This is a genomic window from Winogradskyella sp. PE311 (assembly GCF_046545555.1).
Taxonomy (GTDB): Bacteria; Bacteroidota; Bacteroidia; order Flavobacteriales; family Flavobacteriaceae; genus Winogradskyella.
In genome coordinates this window covers 12961-29460 of record NZ_JBHZTH010000005.1, presented here as the reverse complement: position 1 = coordinate 29460, position 16500 = coordinate 12961, and the positions used below count along the sequence as shown (strand labels likewise).

Below are 16500 nucleotides of genomic sequence, written 5' to 3'. Positions count from 1 at the left end.
GTATAACTAACATTTATTTATGGCATACTGGATCTCGACAGCACTCTTAATTTTGGCAATTTACGTTGGCATTAGTATTGCTTTGTATTATCTGCAAGATTACATGTTATTTAAGCCAGAAAAGTTGCCTAAAGATTTTCAGTTTGATTATGAAAATCAGGAAACAAAGGAATATAATTTAGAAACTAGAGATGGTGCAATAATTAATGGTTTACGATTTTTTCCTAAAGGAGAGAGTAAGGGCGTTGTGTTATATCTCAAAGGAAATTCTAAAAGTATTAAAGGTTGGGGAAAATTTGCTGTAGACTTTACAAGACATGGGTATAATGTTTTAATGGTGGATTATCGTGGCTTTGGAAAAAGCACTGGAAAACGGTCTCAAAAGGCTATAAAACGAGATTTACAATTAGTCTATAATGAGATTAAGAAATTGACCACAGAAGATCGCATTATTCTCTATGGACGTTCGTTGGGTTCTGGTTTTGCGACAAAGTTAGCCTCGATGAATCATCCAAAAAAACTTATTTTGGATGCTCCATATTACAGCTTAACTAAAGTTACAGCGCGTTATGCACCTTTTATGCCTTTGTCATTATTGTTAAAATACCCGTTGCCAACCTATAAGTGGTTAAAATATGTGCAATGTCCAATTCACATTATTCATGGGACGCACGATAAGTTGATCCCTTATAAATCGAGTGTAAAGTTATCTCAGATTAATCCAAAGCTCACAAAATTGCATACAGTTATAGGAGGTGGTCATAAGAATTTGAATAATTTTGAATCTTATCACACCATGTTAGATGAAATATTAAATAACCAACCAAAAACTATTGACTTAGAAACAACAAGTATTAATGTCATTCACTCTTCAAAAACGTCTAAAAATAAGGCTTAAAAAGCTATTTCTAATTGTTATTGGTTTATATGTTATGATAGGATCTGCTCTTTACTTTTTTCAAGAAAAATTAATGTTTTTCCCTACAACGTTAGAACAAGATTTTAAATATCAATTCGATTATCCTTTTGAAGAGTTATTTCTTAAACCTGAAGTTGATGTTACCATAAATGCCGTCCATTTTAAAGCTAAAAACCCAAAGGGAGTTATCCTTTATTTTCATGGTAATGCTGGAGATTTGAGTCGTTGGGGAAACATTACAACTTATTTTGTAGAGAAGAATTACGATGTTTTAGTAATGGATTACAGAACATACGGAAAGAGTATTGGCAAACTAAGCGAGGCTACTTTTTATAAGGATGCTCAGTTTTGTTATGATTATTTGCTAAAACACTATTCTGAAAAAGATATCACTTTATATGGAAGATCACTGGGTACAGGTATAGCCTCTTATTTAGCTTCAAAAAATAAATCTAAGCAGCTTGTTTTAGAAACACCGTATTTTAGTATTTTAGATGTCGCTAAGCATCGTTTTCCAATTTTTCCTGTAAAACAACTTTTAAAATATCATTTTCCAACGTTTCAATACTTACCAAAAGTTAGGTGTCCTATAACTATTATTCATGGCACTGAAGATGGAGTTGTACCCTACGCTTCGGCTAAGAAATTAGAAGACTTAAAACTCGAAAACTTAAACTTTGTTACTGTAAAAGGTGGTGGCCATAATGATTTAATTAATTATGAAGCTTACCAAAGTACTATTCATGACTGTTTAAAATAACCAGACTTTAAAAGTAAAATAGTTTTATATATCATGTACAAAATTGGCACGCCAGTAACAAGTATCAAAACCAAGAGTACAATAGATAGTTTAAAACCTATAAAAGGAATTTTGCCAACACTACTAAATATTTCGGTTTCTCTCATCATAAAGTAACAGCTTATAACAGATAATGCGCAAAAAAAGCTAATTAGAAATACTTGCGATATAGAATAAGTACCAGTATTATAATCCTTGTAAACAATCAATATGGTGATAATTATGCCTAGAGCCATTGAAGATATTAGCGTCGTCATAATGTCTTTTTTGTTTTGATAATTAACACTAAAGCGTCTCTGTCTAGATAAGCAGTCTGTACAAAATTCTGGATTATTATATATGCAGGTGTGGCACATACCACGTTTACAGCTTTTACATTTTTTTTGTAAAAAAAGATTGGGATGTGTATGGCAGAAATAAAGTGCTTTTTGGTTGTGATTATCCATATGTACCAATATAAAATAAAAAAGGCTTCAAATTAATTTGAAGCCTTTTTAAATATATTGATTCTATTTTTATTTTGGATCTAAAATAAGTTTGACGCGTTCAACTGCATCTGCTATATGTATTCTACTCATAGCATCTCCACCACGTGCATTTCTTAATTGCGATCGTAAAGATTTTAGTTCAGCTCTAACGACTGCTCTAATATCAGACTGACTCACATTTACAGAAGTTCCTCCAAAGAATCGTCTAAATTGTGCTGGTATAGATGGTTGCTCGTTATTCATTATAAATTCTAAACGCTCTATGTATGCTCGTTGTAGATTACGCCTGTAGATATCTATTTTCTTACCTGTACGTAATTCACTAAATAAACCGCGTCGTACATCTTTCATCATGTCGTAAAGGCCATATGCATCAGATCCGTTTAGTGTTTCGTTTTCTAGCATACGTTGCATTCTACCAAAATCTAACATGTTGTTTAATGTTCTTGTTTGGATACCTCTAACACGTTCAATACTTCCTGCACTTTCAATTTTATTAAAGATATTTTCATCTAGCATCCAAGATGGAGTAGTAAATAATTGGTCTTGAATAAATTTCATAGCCTTTTTCTGGTGATCCTTAGCAACATGTGTATAAACAGCTCCTTCTTGGTCGTATGTTTTATATATTTCATAAACACCTCCTACGTTAGAAGCTACATGCCCCATGTATCTATTAAACTGGCTAAGTACTTGTCCGTACATAGTACCTAAATCACTGTAATTTTTACCATCTTCAGCTGTCCATTCAATTAAGTTTGGTACAATACGCTTAAGATTTTTAATTCCATATTCAGATGCTAAAACAGCATCATCACCTAAATCTTCTGTCTGAGAACTTGGATCTATAACACCAAATTGTTGTCTTCCGAAACGATACATTGGATCACCAGCATGCTTTAATATCCAACTATCTAAAGTTTTCTTCTCATCTTCTGCAGTTTTAGCATCTAATATTGGTCTGTAACCCCATTCTATGGCATATTTATCATAGATACCAATGTTTGGCATTAAGGCTACACCTTCATCACCAGGTTGCGCTACATAATTAAAACGTGCATAATCCATAATAGACGGTGCAGTACCATATTTTGCTGTAAATTCAGCATCTCTTAATTTTTCAACAGGGTAAGCAACACTACTTCCCATATTGTGTGGTAAACCTAAAGTATGACCAACTTCGTGCGCAGATACAAAACGAATTAAACGTCCCATAACTTCATCCTTAAAAGCAACACCTCTTGCATCTGGATTAATAGCAGCAGTCTGCACAAAGAACCAGTTGCGTAATAATGTCATTACATTATGGTACCAATTAATATCACTTTCTAAAATTTCACCAGATCGTGGATCACTAACGTGAGGTCCATTTGCATTAGGTATTGGCGAAGCTAAATAACGTACAACAGAGTAGCGCGCATCTTCTGGGCTCCATTCTGGATCTTCCTCTTTTGTAGGTGGCTCTTTAGCAATAATGGCTTCTTTAAAACCTGCTGCCTCAAAAGCAACTTGCCAATCTTCAATACCTTGCTTAATATATTTTTTCCATTGGTCTGGAGTTGCTCTATCTACGTAGTACACAATTTGTTTTTTCGGTACTACAAGTTCACCTCGTTTAAATTTCTCGATATCTTCATCTCTTACTTCTAATCTCCAACGGTCTAAATAAGTAACGCGTTTACTTTCTTGCGCACTTAATCCATAATCTGTTGTACCACTTGTAAACCATCCTACACGCTGATCGAAAATACGACGTTGCATAGGTACTTTTGGTAATAATATCATTGAGTTATTAATCTCTAAAGAGATAGCACCAGTATTTGAGTTAGAAGGTGGTCGCCCTGCTGAATATGTCTTAACAGTGCGAGACTCTACATTAGTTGGATATGATTTTATACTTTCTATATAAGAAAGTTGACCGTCTAAACGTGTAATTCTATATTGCTGTCTCCTTCCTTGTGGGTAACCAAAAGGCTTAACATCTTTCTCAAATAAAGAAGTAACATCTATAACTGTATTCATAGAATCCTTACTAAATGCTTTAATTGGAAATGTTGCAATTACAGGTTCAAAATTAGAGTTAACAACTGCCTCGTGCACAGGTAAAGAATCTGCAGCTACAACCTGGTGAGAAACCATGCGTAGTAATACTTTTTTATCTTTTTTCTGCCAGCGTAATACTTGCTCACTTAATTTTCCACCACCAAAACCAAGACCAGAAGCCGTTTTAGCAATACGAGTTACCATTAACATCTCTCTTTCAAAAAGTGTATCCGGTATTTCGTAAAAGTATTTCTCTTCTACCTTATGGACATCGAATAATCCTTTATCAGTTTTAGCCTTTTTAGTTATAACTTTGTTATAAGGCTGAATGTCATTTTTACCAGGTCTTTTTGCTGGTGGTTTGGCCATCGCAGAAGCTGTGCCTCCTTTTTTGGCTGCACTTGCTTTTTTAGCAGTAGAACAAGAAAATGCTAAAAATGCAGAAACTACGAAGAGTAGTTTAATAGATGATTGTTTCAAAATAGTCGGTTTTTATTAAATTTTGATGAAAATACGGATTCTACTAAGAATCTTTCAATACAAGGTCCGACTTTAGTATTTTTTTAACGTGATTCTTAGAGTGTATTGAGATACGATTGAATTAAATCAACCCCTTCTTCATGAATGAGTGTTGTGCCAATAAAAGGCATACTAAAACCAGGATTATAGTCGGAAATCCTAAATGCTATGCTAAAACGTCGCTCAGCTATTTGAGAGTCAGCTAATGGAGTATTATAATCTACTCTTAGTGTAGATTGCGTCTCGCAAAAACCACCATCACTATGGCAATAAGCACAGTTAATATCTATATAGGCGCGTGCTCTAGATTCTAATGAAGCAGATGGGTCTAACCAATTAGGTACAGTCGTAACAGCTGTACTGCTAGTAAGTCCTATAATGTTTTGATTATCGATTAATTGTTGAAGTTGATTACTACCATTAGTGTTAAAATTTAAGTTTCTCAATTTTGGGCCTATTGGTGTCATGTTACCAAAGGTACTGTGGCAAGTAAAACATTGAGAATTTTCAGGGATGATGTAATTGGTGGTATTAGTTTCTCCAGCACTATTAATCCAAGTTACAGGAACCGTACTTCCGTTTAAATCTAAAACGGCGTCTGTTTGTTCATCGTTCCATTTGTAATCACCGCTTTCCCATTCGCCATTTATCTTAATTAATAATCGTGTTTCAATTACCTGCTTTCCTAGGTCTACGTTGCGATCATCAATATTATAATAGAATGTTTTAGCTATTAAGCTACCTTCTGGGAAAATAGGTAACCCATCGCCATTATACTCTAGTTTAGTATCTGGTGGTAATACTATAAAACGCTGTTTGGTAGAATAATCTGCAAAGGAAGGTGAGCTTAATTCATATTCAAAAGCATATGGGGTAACATTTAATTCTCCTAGATTACCGGTAAATAAATTTAATTCTGAAAGATTTGTTCTAAACTCAGCGATTACAGCTGGCTCCGTTACTGAGATCATTGAGTCGTCATTATTACATGATAATAAACCAAACACAAGTATAAGGGCAAAATACTTTTTCATTAGAATGAAATAATTTTTTAATAGCAGCGTGAAAATAGTAAAAATGAATAATATGACAATTTTTTGAATTAAAAGATCTGTCTTTTTGAGGCGTTACATGCTGTTAAGACTAGTTAATAGAAATAGCTTTACTAAGCTTGTGAGTTATTAAGCCACTCTCATAAAGTATATCGTCTGCTTCAATATAAACCTCAATATAAGATGTGTATACTTTTAAAGTGAGCTTCTTAAACTCTTTCGTTTTTACAGATACTTTCCTTTTATCTAATTTGCCTTTAAGTCTGTTATTGTATTCTGTTTTTAGTTCAAATTCACTAGATAAAGAATTAGGATAGGATGTTAGAATAAGATCTACGTAATAGCTTTTTTTATTAAAATCGTAATTAATATTATAATCTATTTGTCTGACTAAAAAGCTAACATCAGCTTTAGATAGCTTATTTTTAAAATATTTAGATGGTAATGAAAATGTTACATTCTTATCTGTAAACTGAAAATCACCTTCGGGTAATAACTCATCATTCATTACATCTTCTAAACCTCTATTTAAAATAGGACGGTAAAATTTATTAATATTAAAAATTGTTTTATTTCGCTCGGAAGCTTTAATGTATTCAAGATATGGAGGAAACGTACAATTACTATTTGGGACTTGTGCGTTAATGGCATCGCAAAGCTGGCTTAATCTAAAACTTCTGTCGTTATCTAGAGTTTCATCTAATTTTAAATTTTGACCTTTATTGAGAGCTTTTATAAAGCGTGTGGTGATGGATAAACTATCGTTATAATTACCATAGGTATGCGTTTGATTTATAAAATTGGCCAACATTTGTTCATCAGACATACCTGCTAATATTTTCATGTAGTAGAAATTATTAGTCATGTTTTCTGGGTTAAACTTATCAAAATCTATAATGGCGTTATAGGCTTTAATATTCCAAGAGTTATTATTCAAAACATTAATTCGTCGATCTCTTTTTTCTGTGTCTTTGTTAAGGGAAAGTATAAAACCAGTATCTAGAAAATCGAAATCAAACTTTCGTTTCGGTATTAATGCAAGACTGTTAAAACTAGCTGAGTTTCTGGGATTAATATTGCGTTGGTGATCGCTATAAAAAATATTATCAGCTGCTTTTTTACTCCAGTCTGCTAAGAAATTAAATTCATTAGGAAGTGTTTTTTCTTCATCCGGACTCATAAAAATTAAGTCTAATCCGTTATAAAAACGTCTAGCAGTTTGGCCAGATACAGTACTATAAGTGGATATAAATAAGAATACAAACAGTACTTTTTTCATAATTATAAATAAAAAATGGATGCTGTTTTATTTAGCATCCATTTTGATTTTATAGTTAAGGTTTAAATCATTTCAACAAATAAACCTTCATCAGTTTTTTCCACCTTCGTTAAACCGTGTTTCCCCAAACCTTTAATGCCTTTATCCCAACCTTTATTACTCAGTCCAGATTGTGACTTTAAGGCAATTAAAGTCATGCGTTTTTCTGATTTTAGAACTTCAAAAATAGCTTTCTCATTATCGCTTAGAGCAATTTGTTTCTTTTCTGGTCGCATCTGCGGAAAGAACAACACTTCTTGTATACTCTGATTGTTAGTTAAGAACATAATTAAACGGTCCATACCAATACCCATTCCAGATGTTGGTGGCATTCCGTATTCTAAGGCACGAAGAAAGTCATGATCTATAAATTCAGTTGCTTCGTCGTCACCTTTTTTAGCCAACTTTAATTGATGCTCAAATCGCTCTCGTTGGTCAATAGGATCATTTAACTCAGAGTAGGCATTAGCTATTTCTTTACCACAAACCATTAGCTCAAAACGTTCAGTCAATTCTGGGTTTTCTCTATGTTCTTTACAAAGGGGACTCATTTCTTTAGGATAGTCTGTTATGAAAGTTGGTTGAATGTAATTACCTTCACATTTTTCTCCAAAAATTTCGTCGATGAGCTTACCTTTACCCATGGTTTCGTCAACCTCAATATGCATACCCTTTGCAGCAGCTCTAATCTCATCTTCAGACTTGTTGTAGATATCAAAACCTGTAAATTCTAATATAGAATCGCGCATAGTTATACGCTTATATGGTGCTTTAAAGTTGATGTTGTGCTCTCCAAAAGTTGCTTCAGAAGTTCCGTTTACAGCTTTAGCACAATGTTCTAACAATTGCTCACAGAAATCCATCATCCAATTGTAATCCTTGTAAGATACATAGATTTCCATAGCTGTAAATTCAGGATTATGCGTTCTGTCCATACCTTCATTTCTGAAGTTTTTAGAAAACTCATAAACACCATCAAATCCGCCAACGATTAATCGCTTTAAATACAACTCATTAGCAATTCTCATGTAAAGAGGAATGTCTAAACTGTTGTGATGTGTTATAAATGGTCGTGCCGCAGCTCCACCAGGAATTGGTTGTAAAACTGGTGTTTCTACTTCAAAATAACCTGCATCATTAAAAAATTGCCGCATTGCATTAAACAACTTTGTCCGCTTTATAAAAACGTCTTTTACATGTGGATTTACCGCTAAATCAGCATAGCGCTGTCTGTAACGTTGTTCAGGGTCCGTAAATGCATCATAAGTTACACCGTCTTTTTGTTTAGGAATAGGCAACGGTTTTAAAGCTTTACTTAGTAATTTAAATGCCTTAACCATTACTGTTTTTTCACCAACCTTAGTTGTAAAAAGCTCTCCTTCAATACCTACAAAATCCCCTAGATCCAGTAATTTTTTAAAGACATCATTGTACATAGTTTTATCTTCACTTGTACATATTTCATCTCTATTAAAATAAACTTGAATGCGTCCCTCGCTATCTTGTAATTGCGCAAAAGATGCTTTTCCTTGAACATTAATAGCCATAAGACGACCTGCGATAATTACGCTTTTACCCTCTTCAAAATTAGATGTTATCTGTTTAGAAGTATGATTTACGGGATATAAATCTGCTGGGTATGGATTAATACCTAAAGCACGTAATTTTTCTAACTTTTCGCGTCTTACTCGTTCTTGTTCTGAAAGTTGCATTTATCTTATTTTAGAAGTGCAAAATTAAACTATTTAGAAAAATTAGAGAACTACTTTTTAGTTAGATTTAATAAGCTTTAAATTTTCTTTAAGATCTTTATCTTCTGGATGTATTTTTATGGCGTCCTTTAACACTTTTATGGCCTTTACTTTATTACCCATTACACCCAGAGTATTAGCTAAACTAATAAAACTTCTAGGTTGATCAGGAAATAATTCTGTATTTAAAAAAAGGACAGCAATAGCTTCTTCCTTTCTGTCAGTTCCAAAAAGAATGCGACCATACGTATTTAGTTCATACATGCTAGACACCTTTTCTTTAAAGTTTCTTAATAATTTTTTGTGCTTTCTTTTTAACCCTTTCAAACCTCGTTTGTTAAGAATATTGTCAACTTCAGTGACAATTTGATAGTTTGATTTGTAATTATTAACTGAAATTATATTCTGAATATCTTCTTCGAACGTTTTAATTGGGTGTTCTACAATGCGATTAACTTCTGTTCCGTTTTTATAAAAGATTACTGTTGGTACGCGATGTATGTTTAAGCCTTTTTCTTCGTGCTGTGGACTTTGCTTGTACATACCAGCTTGGCGACTGACAGCAACCACCGTTAATTGATCCATTGGGAAATTACTAGCCTCTAATACTTTATATAATTTAGGAACTTCTGCTTTACTATCACCACACCAAGTACCCATAAATAGTGTGATTCTATAATTTTTTAGCTCTGCCGCTATAGCATTTGAAATGCCTGAATTTGGCTGATAATCTTTGTAATTTTTAGTAAACCAGGATGCGTAATTTTCGCCTTCTAGTCCGTTTTTGTCGATTTTGCCAAGTAAGTAAGGAGATTGCCCTTCTGGAGTTATTTCTTGGTTTATAGATTGCGCATTTATTTGAATTGTGAGTATAAGTGTGACTACAACTGTTGTAATATTTGTTTTCATTGTGATGATTTTGAGATTGAAATTTGACTCTAAAACTTAAATATTTGTCATTCTGAAAGCGTTTCAGAATCTTAACTTTAATACGGTAAAGCCTTTAGATTTAAAATATCTTCAGAATGACAAAATGGAATGATAGACTTACTTAGACGTTACAATATTCCCTTTTATCTTAAGGATTTTATTGCCACCTTCTGCATTAGAAGTTACAGTGATTGTTTTAGTAAATGAGCCAAGTCTTTTGGTGTCGTATTTGATATTTAAAACTCCAGATTCTCCTGGCATAATTGGTGCTTTAGAATAACTTGGCACTGTGCAACCACAAGTTGTTTTAACTTTTGTGATTAATAAAGGCGCATCTCCCGTATTGGTAAACGAAAAGATTCTCATCCCATCCGAGTTTTGCACAATGGTTCCGTAATCAACAATTTCGGTTTTGAATTTGAGAATCGCCATTTTAGTATCTGTTGTTTCATATTCCGTTGGTGCTGCATTAAAAAAACTTAGTGTAAATACTAAAAGAATTACCATGTTAAATGTTCGTTTCATAATAAATATTTTAAATGATTAATAATGAAGCAAACATCATGGTTAACGATGTGAAATTTATAAAAGTAAGGTTGGAAATGGGTACTAGTACCTAGGTTGAATTTTTCAACTATTTAACAAACAGGGATTTAGCGTCGTCTCTAGATTGCACATTTAATTTTTTGTAGATGTTATTAGTGTGAGTTTTTACCGTACTGACACTTAGAAAAAGTGATTCTGCAATGTCTTTATTAGTTTTATCTTGTAGAATATGATTTAAAACGACTTGTTCTTGTTTAGATAATTTTGCTTTTAAATCTCGTGTTTTAGAGGTCTTCTTTTTCCAGTTTCTGAATAATAAAAAGCCATTCAATAAAAAAGAAAACACCAAAATAGAGTAAAGGTATACAGTCCAGTTTGAAGTATCGGAATTTCCACTAGATGACGCAAGCATATACTTATCTGCTTCTAATTCATTAATGTATTGCTTTGTGTACGGTGCGTTTGGGTAGGTATTCTCTAAACGTGTTTTAAGATTATCGTAATACGTATTTTCTTTTAAATCTTCTACGTAATAACTGTGCAAATCACTACTTCTATTAGAAAGATAGGTGTAGATAGAAAGTTCTGCCAAGGGTTCGTTTATAGCTTCTCCATAGGCCTGTAATGCTTTAAACCATTTTTTGTTATTGAGTTTACGATTGGCTTCACTTCTTACTTCTCCATAGGCAAATCGCATTTCATTTTTTAAAGAATCAATTTTTATGAAGGCATTGGCTTTAGGATTATTGGACTCTACTTTGCAAAATATTTGATTTCCGAAAGAAAAGGGAAGATTAAGTGTATCTGTATTTTTAGCAATAAATAATAATTCTTCACTATCAGTGCAATGCCCATTAAAATGGTTAAAATCTTTTTTGTTTTCCGAACACCTATCTACATGTATGCGATAGATACGGTTTTCCGAATCTAGCATATCTCCTTTAAACTCAAAGAATCCGGTATTGTCAGCTGTAGTTTTAGCAATAATTTGTTCAGAATATACACCAGACATTTTACGATAATCTTCAACTATAGAAAGGTATACTGAGTTCTTGTCTTCATCTGGGTTTACATAACCCGAAAACGAATATTGGGCTTCACAGTATACTGTAAACCCTAGAAATATTATTAAAACTCTTAATCGCATAAAACGAAACTACATAATTTTCACTTATTTTAAACTAGAAATGCTATTAAAACTGTAACAATTTTAACATAACAACGACAGATAAATACATCAAATCATCAAACGAAATTATGAGTATCTGGCGTGTTATATTGTCTATTATTTGTCCTCCTTTAGCTGTTTTGGATAAAGGTTGTGGATCTATTGTTATTACATTTTTATTGTGGCTCTGTGGTTGGGTTCCAGGCGTTATTGCAGCGCTTGTAATTCTTAATAATCCTGACCGATAAATCCTTACCTTTGTACTTTAAATAATTAATAAAGTACAAATGAAAAAAATTATCCTATTATTTGCTTTGACTTGTTTTTTAACAAGTTGTAATGTGACGGAGTCTATTGTTTTTAACGATAATGGTTCTGGTGAGTTTTTAGTGACCTATGAGATGGGTGACGCAGTTACAGCAATGACTGAAGCTATGGGAGGTAAAAAGTCGGATGCTGAAAAGAAAGAAAAGGGTGAAGTAATGGATACGACTATGGTTTTTGCCGAAATTATGGAAACTTATAAGGATAGTATCTCAGCACTTCCTGAAGAAAAGCGTCTAGCTATGGAGGCTGTAAAAGATATGTTTATGACTATGAAAATGGATGAGGATGCTGGTGTTATGGATCTAGGTGTTGGAATGAAATTTAATTCTATTGAGGATTTAAAAAATATACAAGAAAAAATAAAAAAAGCACAAAGTTTAAATGGTCAAAGTGGACAGGTGGACGCATTAAAAGGAGGATCGCCAATAGGTAAATTTATGGGTGATGATGATAACAATGTATCTTATGTTATGACAGATAAGGGTTTCTCTAGAATAACTGAAGCACAGGTGTTAGAGGAAGGCGCTGAGTCCATGGAAGAACTATTTGATCCGTCTAATGAAGGCGACAAAGAAATGATGGATTATTTTGAAGAGGCCTATTACAATGTAAGATTAACGTTTCCTAAAGCTGTTAAATCTATCTCTGTAGAAGGTGCTGAGTTTTCAAAGGATAGAAAAACAGTAACTTATAGGGCTAATTGGATAGAATATATTAAAAATCCTATGCTATTAGATGTTAATGTGAAGTTTGTAGATGAATAAAACTATTAAGCTCCAAGATTTAGGATCTAGAGATTTTAAGGATACTTGGGACTACCAAGAGACGCTTTTTAAATCTATCTTAGACACTAAGATTAAGAATAGGCGTGAAGCAGCTGGCTTAGAAACTGACAACCATTTTTTGTTTGTAGAACATCCTCATGTGTATACGCTAGGTAAAAGTGGTGATCTTTCTAACCTTTTACTTTCTGAAGCGCAATTAGCCGAAAAAGGGGCCACATTTTATAAGATTAATAGAGGTGGAGATATTACCTATCATGGTCCTGGACAAATTGTAGGTTACCCAATTTTAGATTTAGATAATTTTTTTACTGATATCCATAAATACCTTCGTTTTTTAGAAGAGATTATTATTCTAACACTTGCCGAGTATGGCTTAAAAACGGAACGAAGTCCTGGCGAAACAGGTGTTTGGTTAGATGTTGGTACGCCATTTGCACGCAAAATTTGCGCCATGGGAGTTAGAGCAAGTCGTTGGGTTACAATGCATGGTTTTGCTTTAAATGTGAATGCAGATTTAGGTTATTTTGATAATATTATCCCTTGTGGAATACGAGGAAAAGCAGTAACGACTTTAAATAACGAATTAGGTTTAGATAAGGTCGATGAAGAAGAGGTTAAAGAAAAGCTTTTGAAGCATTTTGCATTGCTTTTTGACGCCGAGTTTGTTTAATTGACATATAAATTGGACTGAAATAGTTAATAATCTGTCAGACAATTAATCTGTTGATTTTTAATTAAAAATATTATAAAACAAAGGAATAAAAATTGCTGCTAATAGACCTGAGAAAGTCCAGATTGGTAAATTCTTTTTTGTTTTAAATTGTTTGTAGGTTTCCTTATTATCTTTAGATAAGTCGTTTTCATCAACTGATGAATTACATCTTACACATTCATATTTAGTCCAATATTTATAAGTAAAAATAGGAATGTATAGGATGTAAAAATATTTCAGGTATTTATCTACAAAAGTTTGCCCTCTATGCTTACAATTATGGCAAATAATATCTTGAGGTCTTTTAGAGTCATATTTTATTGGAGCACTTCCCAGATTTATAAGAAACATATGTTAGTAATAAAATTTTATGAATCTAAAGTTATAAAAAATCTAAGCCTCTTCATTAAAAAACACCTTATAAAAGTGCATTTTTTTCTCATCGTCGTAACCACGTTCTAGATATTCTGCAGAGGCATCTGGTGCATCAACATCTAGTTTTATTTGTATGTTAGTATCTAGTTTTATCTCAGTTTTAATCTTTTGTTTTTGTTTTTTAAGTACAACTTCTGAGACGTCAAATTGGTTTCTAATTAACACCTTATTTTCAGATTCATAGTTCTTTTTATAATCTTCAAATAGCTGAATATGATCTTCTTCATCAAAGACCTCTTCTTTAAAAGTTTCAATGTTTATAATTTCATTTTCTTTGAAGAAATCTACCGTATTTGCTAAAAAATTACTCTGTGCTTGTCCGCCAAAATTAGGTTGTAAAACCTCTTTAGAAAACTCTCTGCAAAGCTCAATACAATTCTTAGTATGTTGGTTAGAATCATCAGGGTAAACAATATTTAAGAAACTTTTAATCCAGTATTGCGTATCGTAAGTATTGTTATCTACACTGAAGACAATTTTACCTTCCATATCGGAGGTGTTTAAGATTAAACAGCCTTTGTCTACCTTCTTTGCCTGTATTCCTTTTTGCACAAAAATATCATAATTACCAGCCTCTAAATAGGTCTGAAAAAACTCTGTTTTATTTTCAATTTTATAGATGCCAATAGCGTCAGTAAAATAGTCCTCGTATTGCACGTTCTCAAAATGACAAATAAGTACATCTCCTGTTTTTATTTGTGCAGAATTACTTTGCTCGTAAAGATGATTTAAGATGTGTTTAGAAACCTCTACAAATTCCGCTTCATCTTTAAAAAGTTGCTCGCTGTAGGTGTTAATTTCATTAAGTCCTACATCACTATGGTGATGAAAGCGGTAACTCTCTGCAACACTTACAAAAGGTCTTAAAAGGTAAGGTAATATTAAGTTATAGGTTGCTTCATCAAAATCTACAGTAGCATCTGAAAATGCGTTTTTTGTATCATTAAATTTATTGCCAACTTTATGAATAATACAATTTTTTATTGATGCTTTTTGACGTTTTATCATGGTGAAGAAATAATCATTTATTACACTTACAATATTACGAAATGAACTGTTGTGAAAATAAGAAAACGCCAAAATAAATTTGGCGTTTTCAGAATTGAGGACTTAGATTTGGTTATCGTTATATTTTCACAAATTCTACGCGTCTATTTTGTGCTTTTCCGTCTGTTGTTTTGTTATCTCCAATAGGTTGGGTTTCTCCTTTTCCATCTGTGCTTAAACGGTCTGCAGAAATTTTATAAATTGTAATTAAAACCTCTTTTACGGCTGCTGCTCTTGACTTCGATAACTGGAGGTTGGTGGCGTCTGTACCATCAGAATCTGTATGGCCAATGATATTAAGTCTTATGCTTTCATCTTGCATTAATACTTGAGAAATCTGTCGTACAATTCCAAGAGATTGTGGCTGTATATTTGCAGACCCAGAATCGAATAAAATACCATTGGTTGAGATCTTGCCCTCTCGCATTAGTTTACGTCTCAAATCTTCACCACCTTCAGCTACTTTTAAGTTAGACATAAACAAACGCTCTTTTCCTTCTTCCTTAAAACCAGTAATATGAAATTTTATTGCTTTTAAAGGTGAATTTATGCCTACCATTTTAGGAATATCGATACACTTTTTCTCATTTACCCAAACTCTAAAACGTTCTTTATTTACGGCTATAGAAATGTGCGGTTTATTGAGTACTGCTTTTCTAATGTCTGCTTTAACGTTATTGGTAATTGTGTTTTCGTTATTAATTCTGTTTCTTACCCGAAAATTGGATACGATATATTGTACAAAAGGAATTTCAACTTTAGCAAAGTCTTTACCGGTTCTAAATTGGTTATTATCTTCTAATTTTACTTCTAAATGTGCTGCGCTAGAGGTTTTACCATCAACTCCCAATGCAACAAGGTCGAACTCAATAGTGTAATTCTCTGGAAGCTCTCTTGGTAGGTTAGGAATGAAATATGTATTGTAACCTTGCTTAAACTCGAACCATCTTCCAGGAACTTTATTAAGTGTTACTACTTCTCCAGATCCGTTAGTATTCCACTTTGAAGGAAAATCTCCGATAAAATCAGTAGCGAAATCATCAAAAAATATTAGCTTGTCACCAGGAACAAAATCATATTTGCTATAAACTTCTAATCCATCAGAAACATTAGAAACTTCTTCTTCACTAGAGTCATTTGATTCATTAGTGGTTTTAGAATTATTACTTGCGTCAGATTCTTCATTTGTATCGTCTTTGTGAGAAGTGTTATCTTCATTATCATCTTTCGTGTCTCGTTCGCGTTCTCCTAACAATAACTCTTTTGCAGTTTTTAGGCTGTATTTAAGTGCTTTTTTTGCTCTATTAATTTGAAGTGTAGCTTTTCCTTGTTTTAGCATTCCTGCACCATCTAAGTCATCTAAAATGTCTGGCGCACTATCAGTTAAACCAGAAATATCCTCTAAAGCGTCTTCTAAAACATCAATATCTTCATCTTCTAATGGTGTGCCAGCCTCTGCATAGCCGTCATATCTATAAACTTTGTCATATAAATCGAAAGACTCCCTAACAAAGTTATCTACACTAGATATGCCAACTCTACTTTTTGGTCGTTTTAATTTTTTTGTTTGGGCTTGAAGGTTTGGAATAATTAAGCAGATAAGGCAAAAAGAAATAATAATTCTTTTTAAATATGAAGACTTTTTCATTTTAAGTAATTGA

At 32.9% G+C, this 16500-nt stretch carries 15 protein-coding genes; 5 read left to right on the top strand and 10 right to left on the bottom strand.

Annotated features, from left to right (window positions below; all coding sequences use genetic code 11):
- Positions 1–19: 19 nt before the first annotated feature.
- Both ACFWU4_RS14060 and ACFWU4_RS14055 read left to right on the top strand, forming a co-directional pair.
- Positions 20–898, top strand: a complete 879-nt coding sequence (locus tag ACFWU4_RS14060; RefSeq protein WP_411128978.1) for an alpha/beta hydrolase — start codon at positions 20–22, stop codon at positions 896–898.
- Positions 858–1679, top strand: coding sequence for an alpha/beta hydrolase (locus ACFWU4_RS14055; protein WP_411128976.1), 822 nt, complete (start codon positions 858–860; stop codon positions 1677–1679). The genes ACFWU4_RS14060 and ACFWU4_RS14055 overlap by 41 nt, the downstream gene beginning before the upstream one ends.
- A 554-nt stretch (positions 1680–2233) precedes the next feature.
- On the opposite strand, the gene ACFWU4_RS14050 is transcribed toward ACFWU4_RS14055, so the two are convergent.
- The 7 genes from ACFWU4_RS14050 to ACFWU4_RS14020 all read right to left on the bottom strand — a co-directional run bounded on the left by ACFWU4_RS14050 (position 2234) and on the right by ACFWU4_RS14020 (position 11512).
- Positions 2234–4732 (bottom strand): zinc-dependent metalloprotease, encoded by a 2499-nt coding sequence (locus tag ACFWU4_RS14050; RefSeq protein ID WP_411129335.1) that lies wholly within the window; start codon positions 4730–4732, stop codon positions 2234–2236.
- A gap of 92 nt (positions 4733–4824) precedes the next feature.
- Complete coding sequence (locus ACFWU4_RS14045; protein WP_411128974.1) at positions 4825–5802, bottom strand: hypothetical protein; 978 nt, start codon at positions 5800–5802, stop codon at positions 4825–4827.
- Positions 5803–5911: 109 nt separating this feature from the next.
- Positions 5912–7099 (bottom strand): hypothetical protein, encoded by a 1188-nt coding sequence (locus ACFWU4_RS14040; RefSeq protein ID WP_411128972.1) that lies wholly within the window; start codon positions 7097–7099, stop codon positions 5912–5914.
- A gap of 62 nt (positions 7100–7161) precedes the next feature.
- On the bottom strand, positions 7162–8850 hold the full coding sequence (lysS, locus tag ACFWU4_RS14035; protein ID WP_411128970.1) for a lysine--tRNA ligase: 1689 nt from the start codon (positions 8848–8850) through the stop codon (positions 7162–7164).
- A gap of 57 nt (positions 8851–8907) precedes the next feature.
- Positions 8908–9798, bottom strand: a complete 891-nt coding sequence (locus ACFWU4_RS14030; protein WP_411128968.1) for a hypothetical protein — start codon at positions 9796–9798, stop codon at positions 8908–8910.
- Between the two features lie 138 nt (positions 9799–9936).
- Positions 9937–10344 carry a DUF1573 domain-containing protein gene (locus ACFWU4_RS14025; protein ID WP_411128966.1) on the bottom strand — a complete coding sequence of 136 codons (408 nt, stop codon included), beginning with the start codon at positions 10342–10344 and terminating at the stop codon, positions 9937–9939.
- 109 nt (positions 10345–10453) lie between these two features.
- Entirely contained in the window at positions 10454–11512 is a 1059-nt protein-coding gene (locus ACFWU4_RS14020) for a response regulator transcription factor (protein ID WP_411128964.1), read from the bottom strand.
- 110 nt (positions 11513–11622) lie between these two features.
- On the opposite strand from ACFWU4_RS14020, the gene ACFWU4_RS14015 reads away from it, so the two are divergent.
- From ACFWU4_RS14015 to lipB, 3 genes are read left to right on the top strand one after another with little or no spacing between them, the layout of a single operon-like run.
- The gene (locus ACFWU4_RS14015) at positions 11623–11781 is read left to right on the top strand and encodes a YqaE/Pmp3 family membrane protein (protein WP_411128962.1); all 159 of its coding nucleotides are present in this window, start codon (positions 11623–11625) and stop codon (positions 11779–11781) included.
- A 39-nt stretch (positions 11782–11820) separates the two neighbouring features.
- Positions 11821–12624 (top strand): hypothetical protein, encoded by an 804-nt coding sequence (locus tag ACFWU4_RS14010; RefSeq protein ID WP_411128960.1) that lies wholly within the window; start codon positions 11821–11823, stop codon positions 12622–12624.
- Positions 12617–13315, top strand: a complete 699-nt coding sequence (gene lipB, locus ACFWU4_RS14005; RefSeq protein ID WP_411128958.1) for a lipoyl(octanoyl) transferase LipB — start codon at positions 12617–12619, stop codon at positions 13313–13315. The genes ACFWU4_RS14010 and lipB overlap by 8 nt, the downstream gene beginning before the upstream one ends.
- Positions 13316–13375: 60 nt before the next feature.
- Here the strand turns inward: lipB and ACFWU4_RS14000 are convergent, their stop codons facing one another.
- The 3 genes from ACFWU4_RS14000 to ACFWU4_RS13990 all read right to left on the bottom strand — a co-directional run bounded on the left by ACFWU4_RS14000 (position 13376) and on the right by ACFWU4_RS13990 (position 16487).
- Positions 13376–13708, bottom strand: coding sequence for a hypothetical protein (locus ACFWU4_RS14000; protein ID WP_411128956.1), 333 nt, complete (start codon positions 13706–13708; stop codon positions 13376–13378).
- Between the two features lie 42 nt (positions 13709–13750).
- A complete protein-coding gene (locus ACFWU4_RS13995; RefSeq protein WP_411128954.1) occupies positions 13751–14800 on the bottom strand; it encodes a nucleoid-associated protein in 1050 nt (349 codons plus the stop codon).
- A gap of 118 nt (positions 14801–14918) precedes the next feature.
- Complete coding sequence (locus ACFWU4_RS13990; RefSeq protein WP_411128952.1) at positions 14919–16487, bottom strand: OmpA family protein; 1569 nt, start codon at positions 16485–16487, stop codon at positions 14919–14921.
- Between the last annotated feature and the right edge of the window lie 13 nt (positions 16488–16500).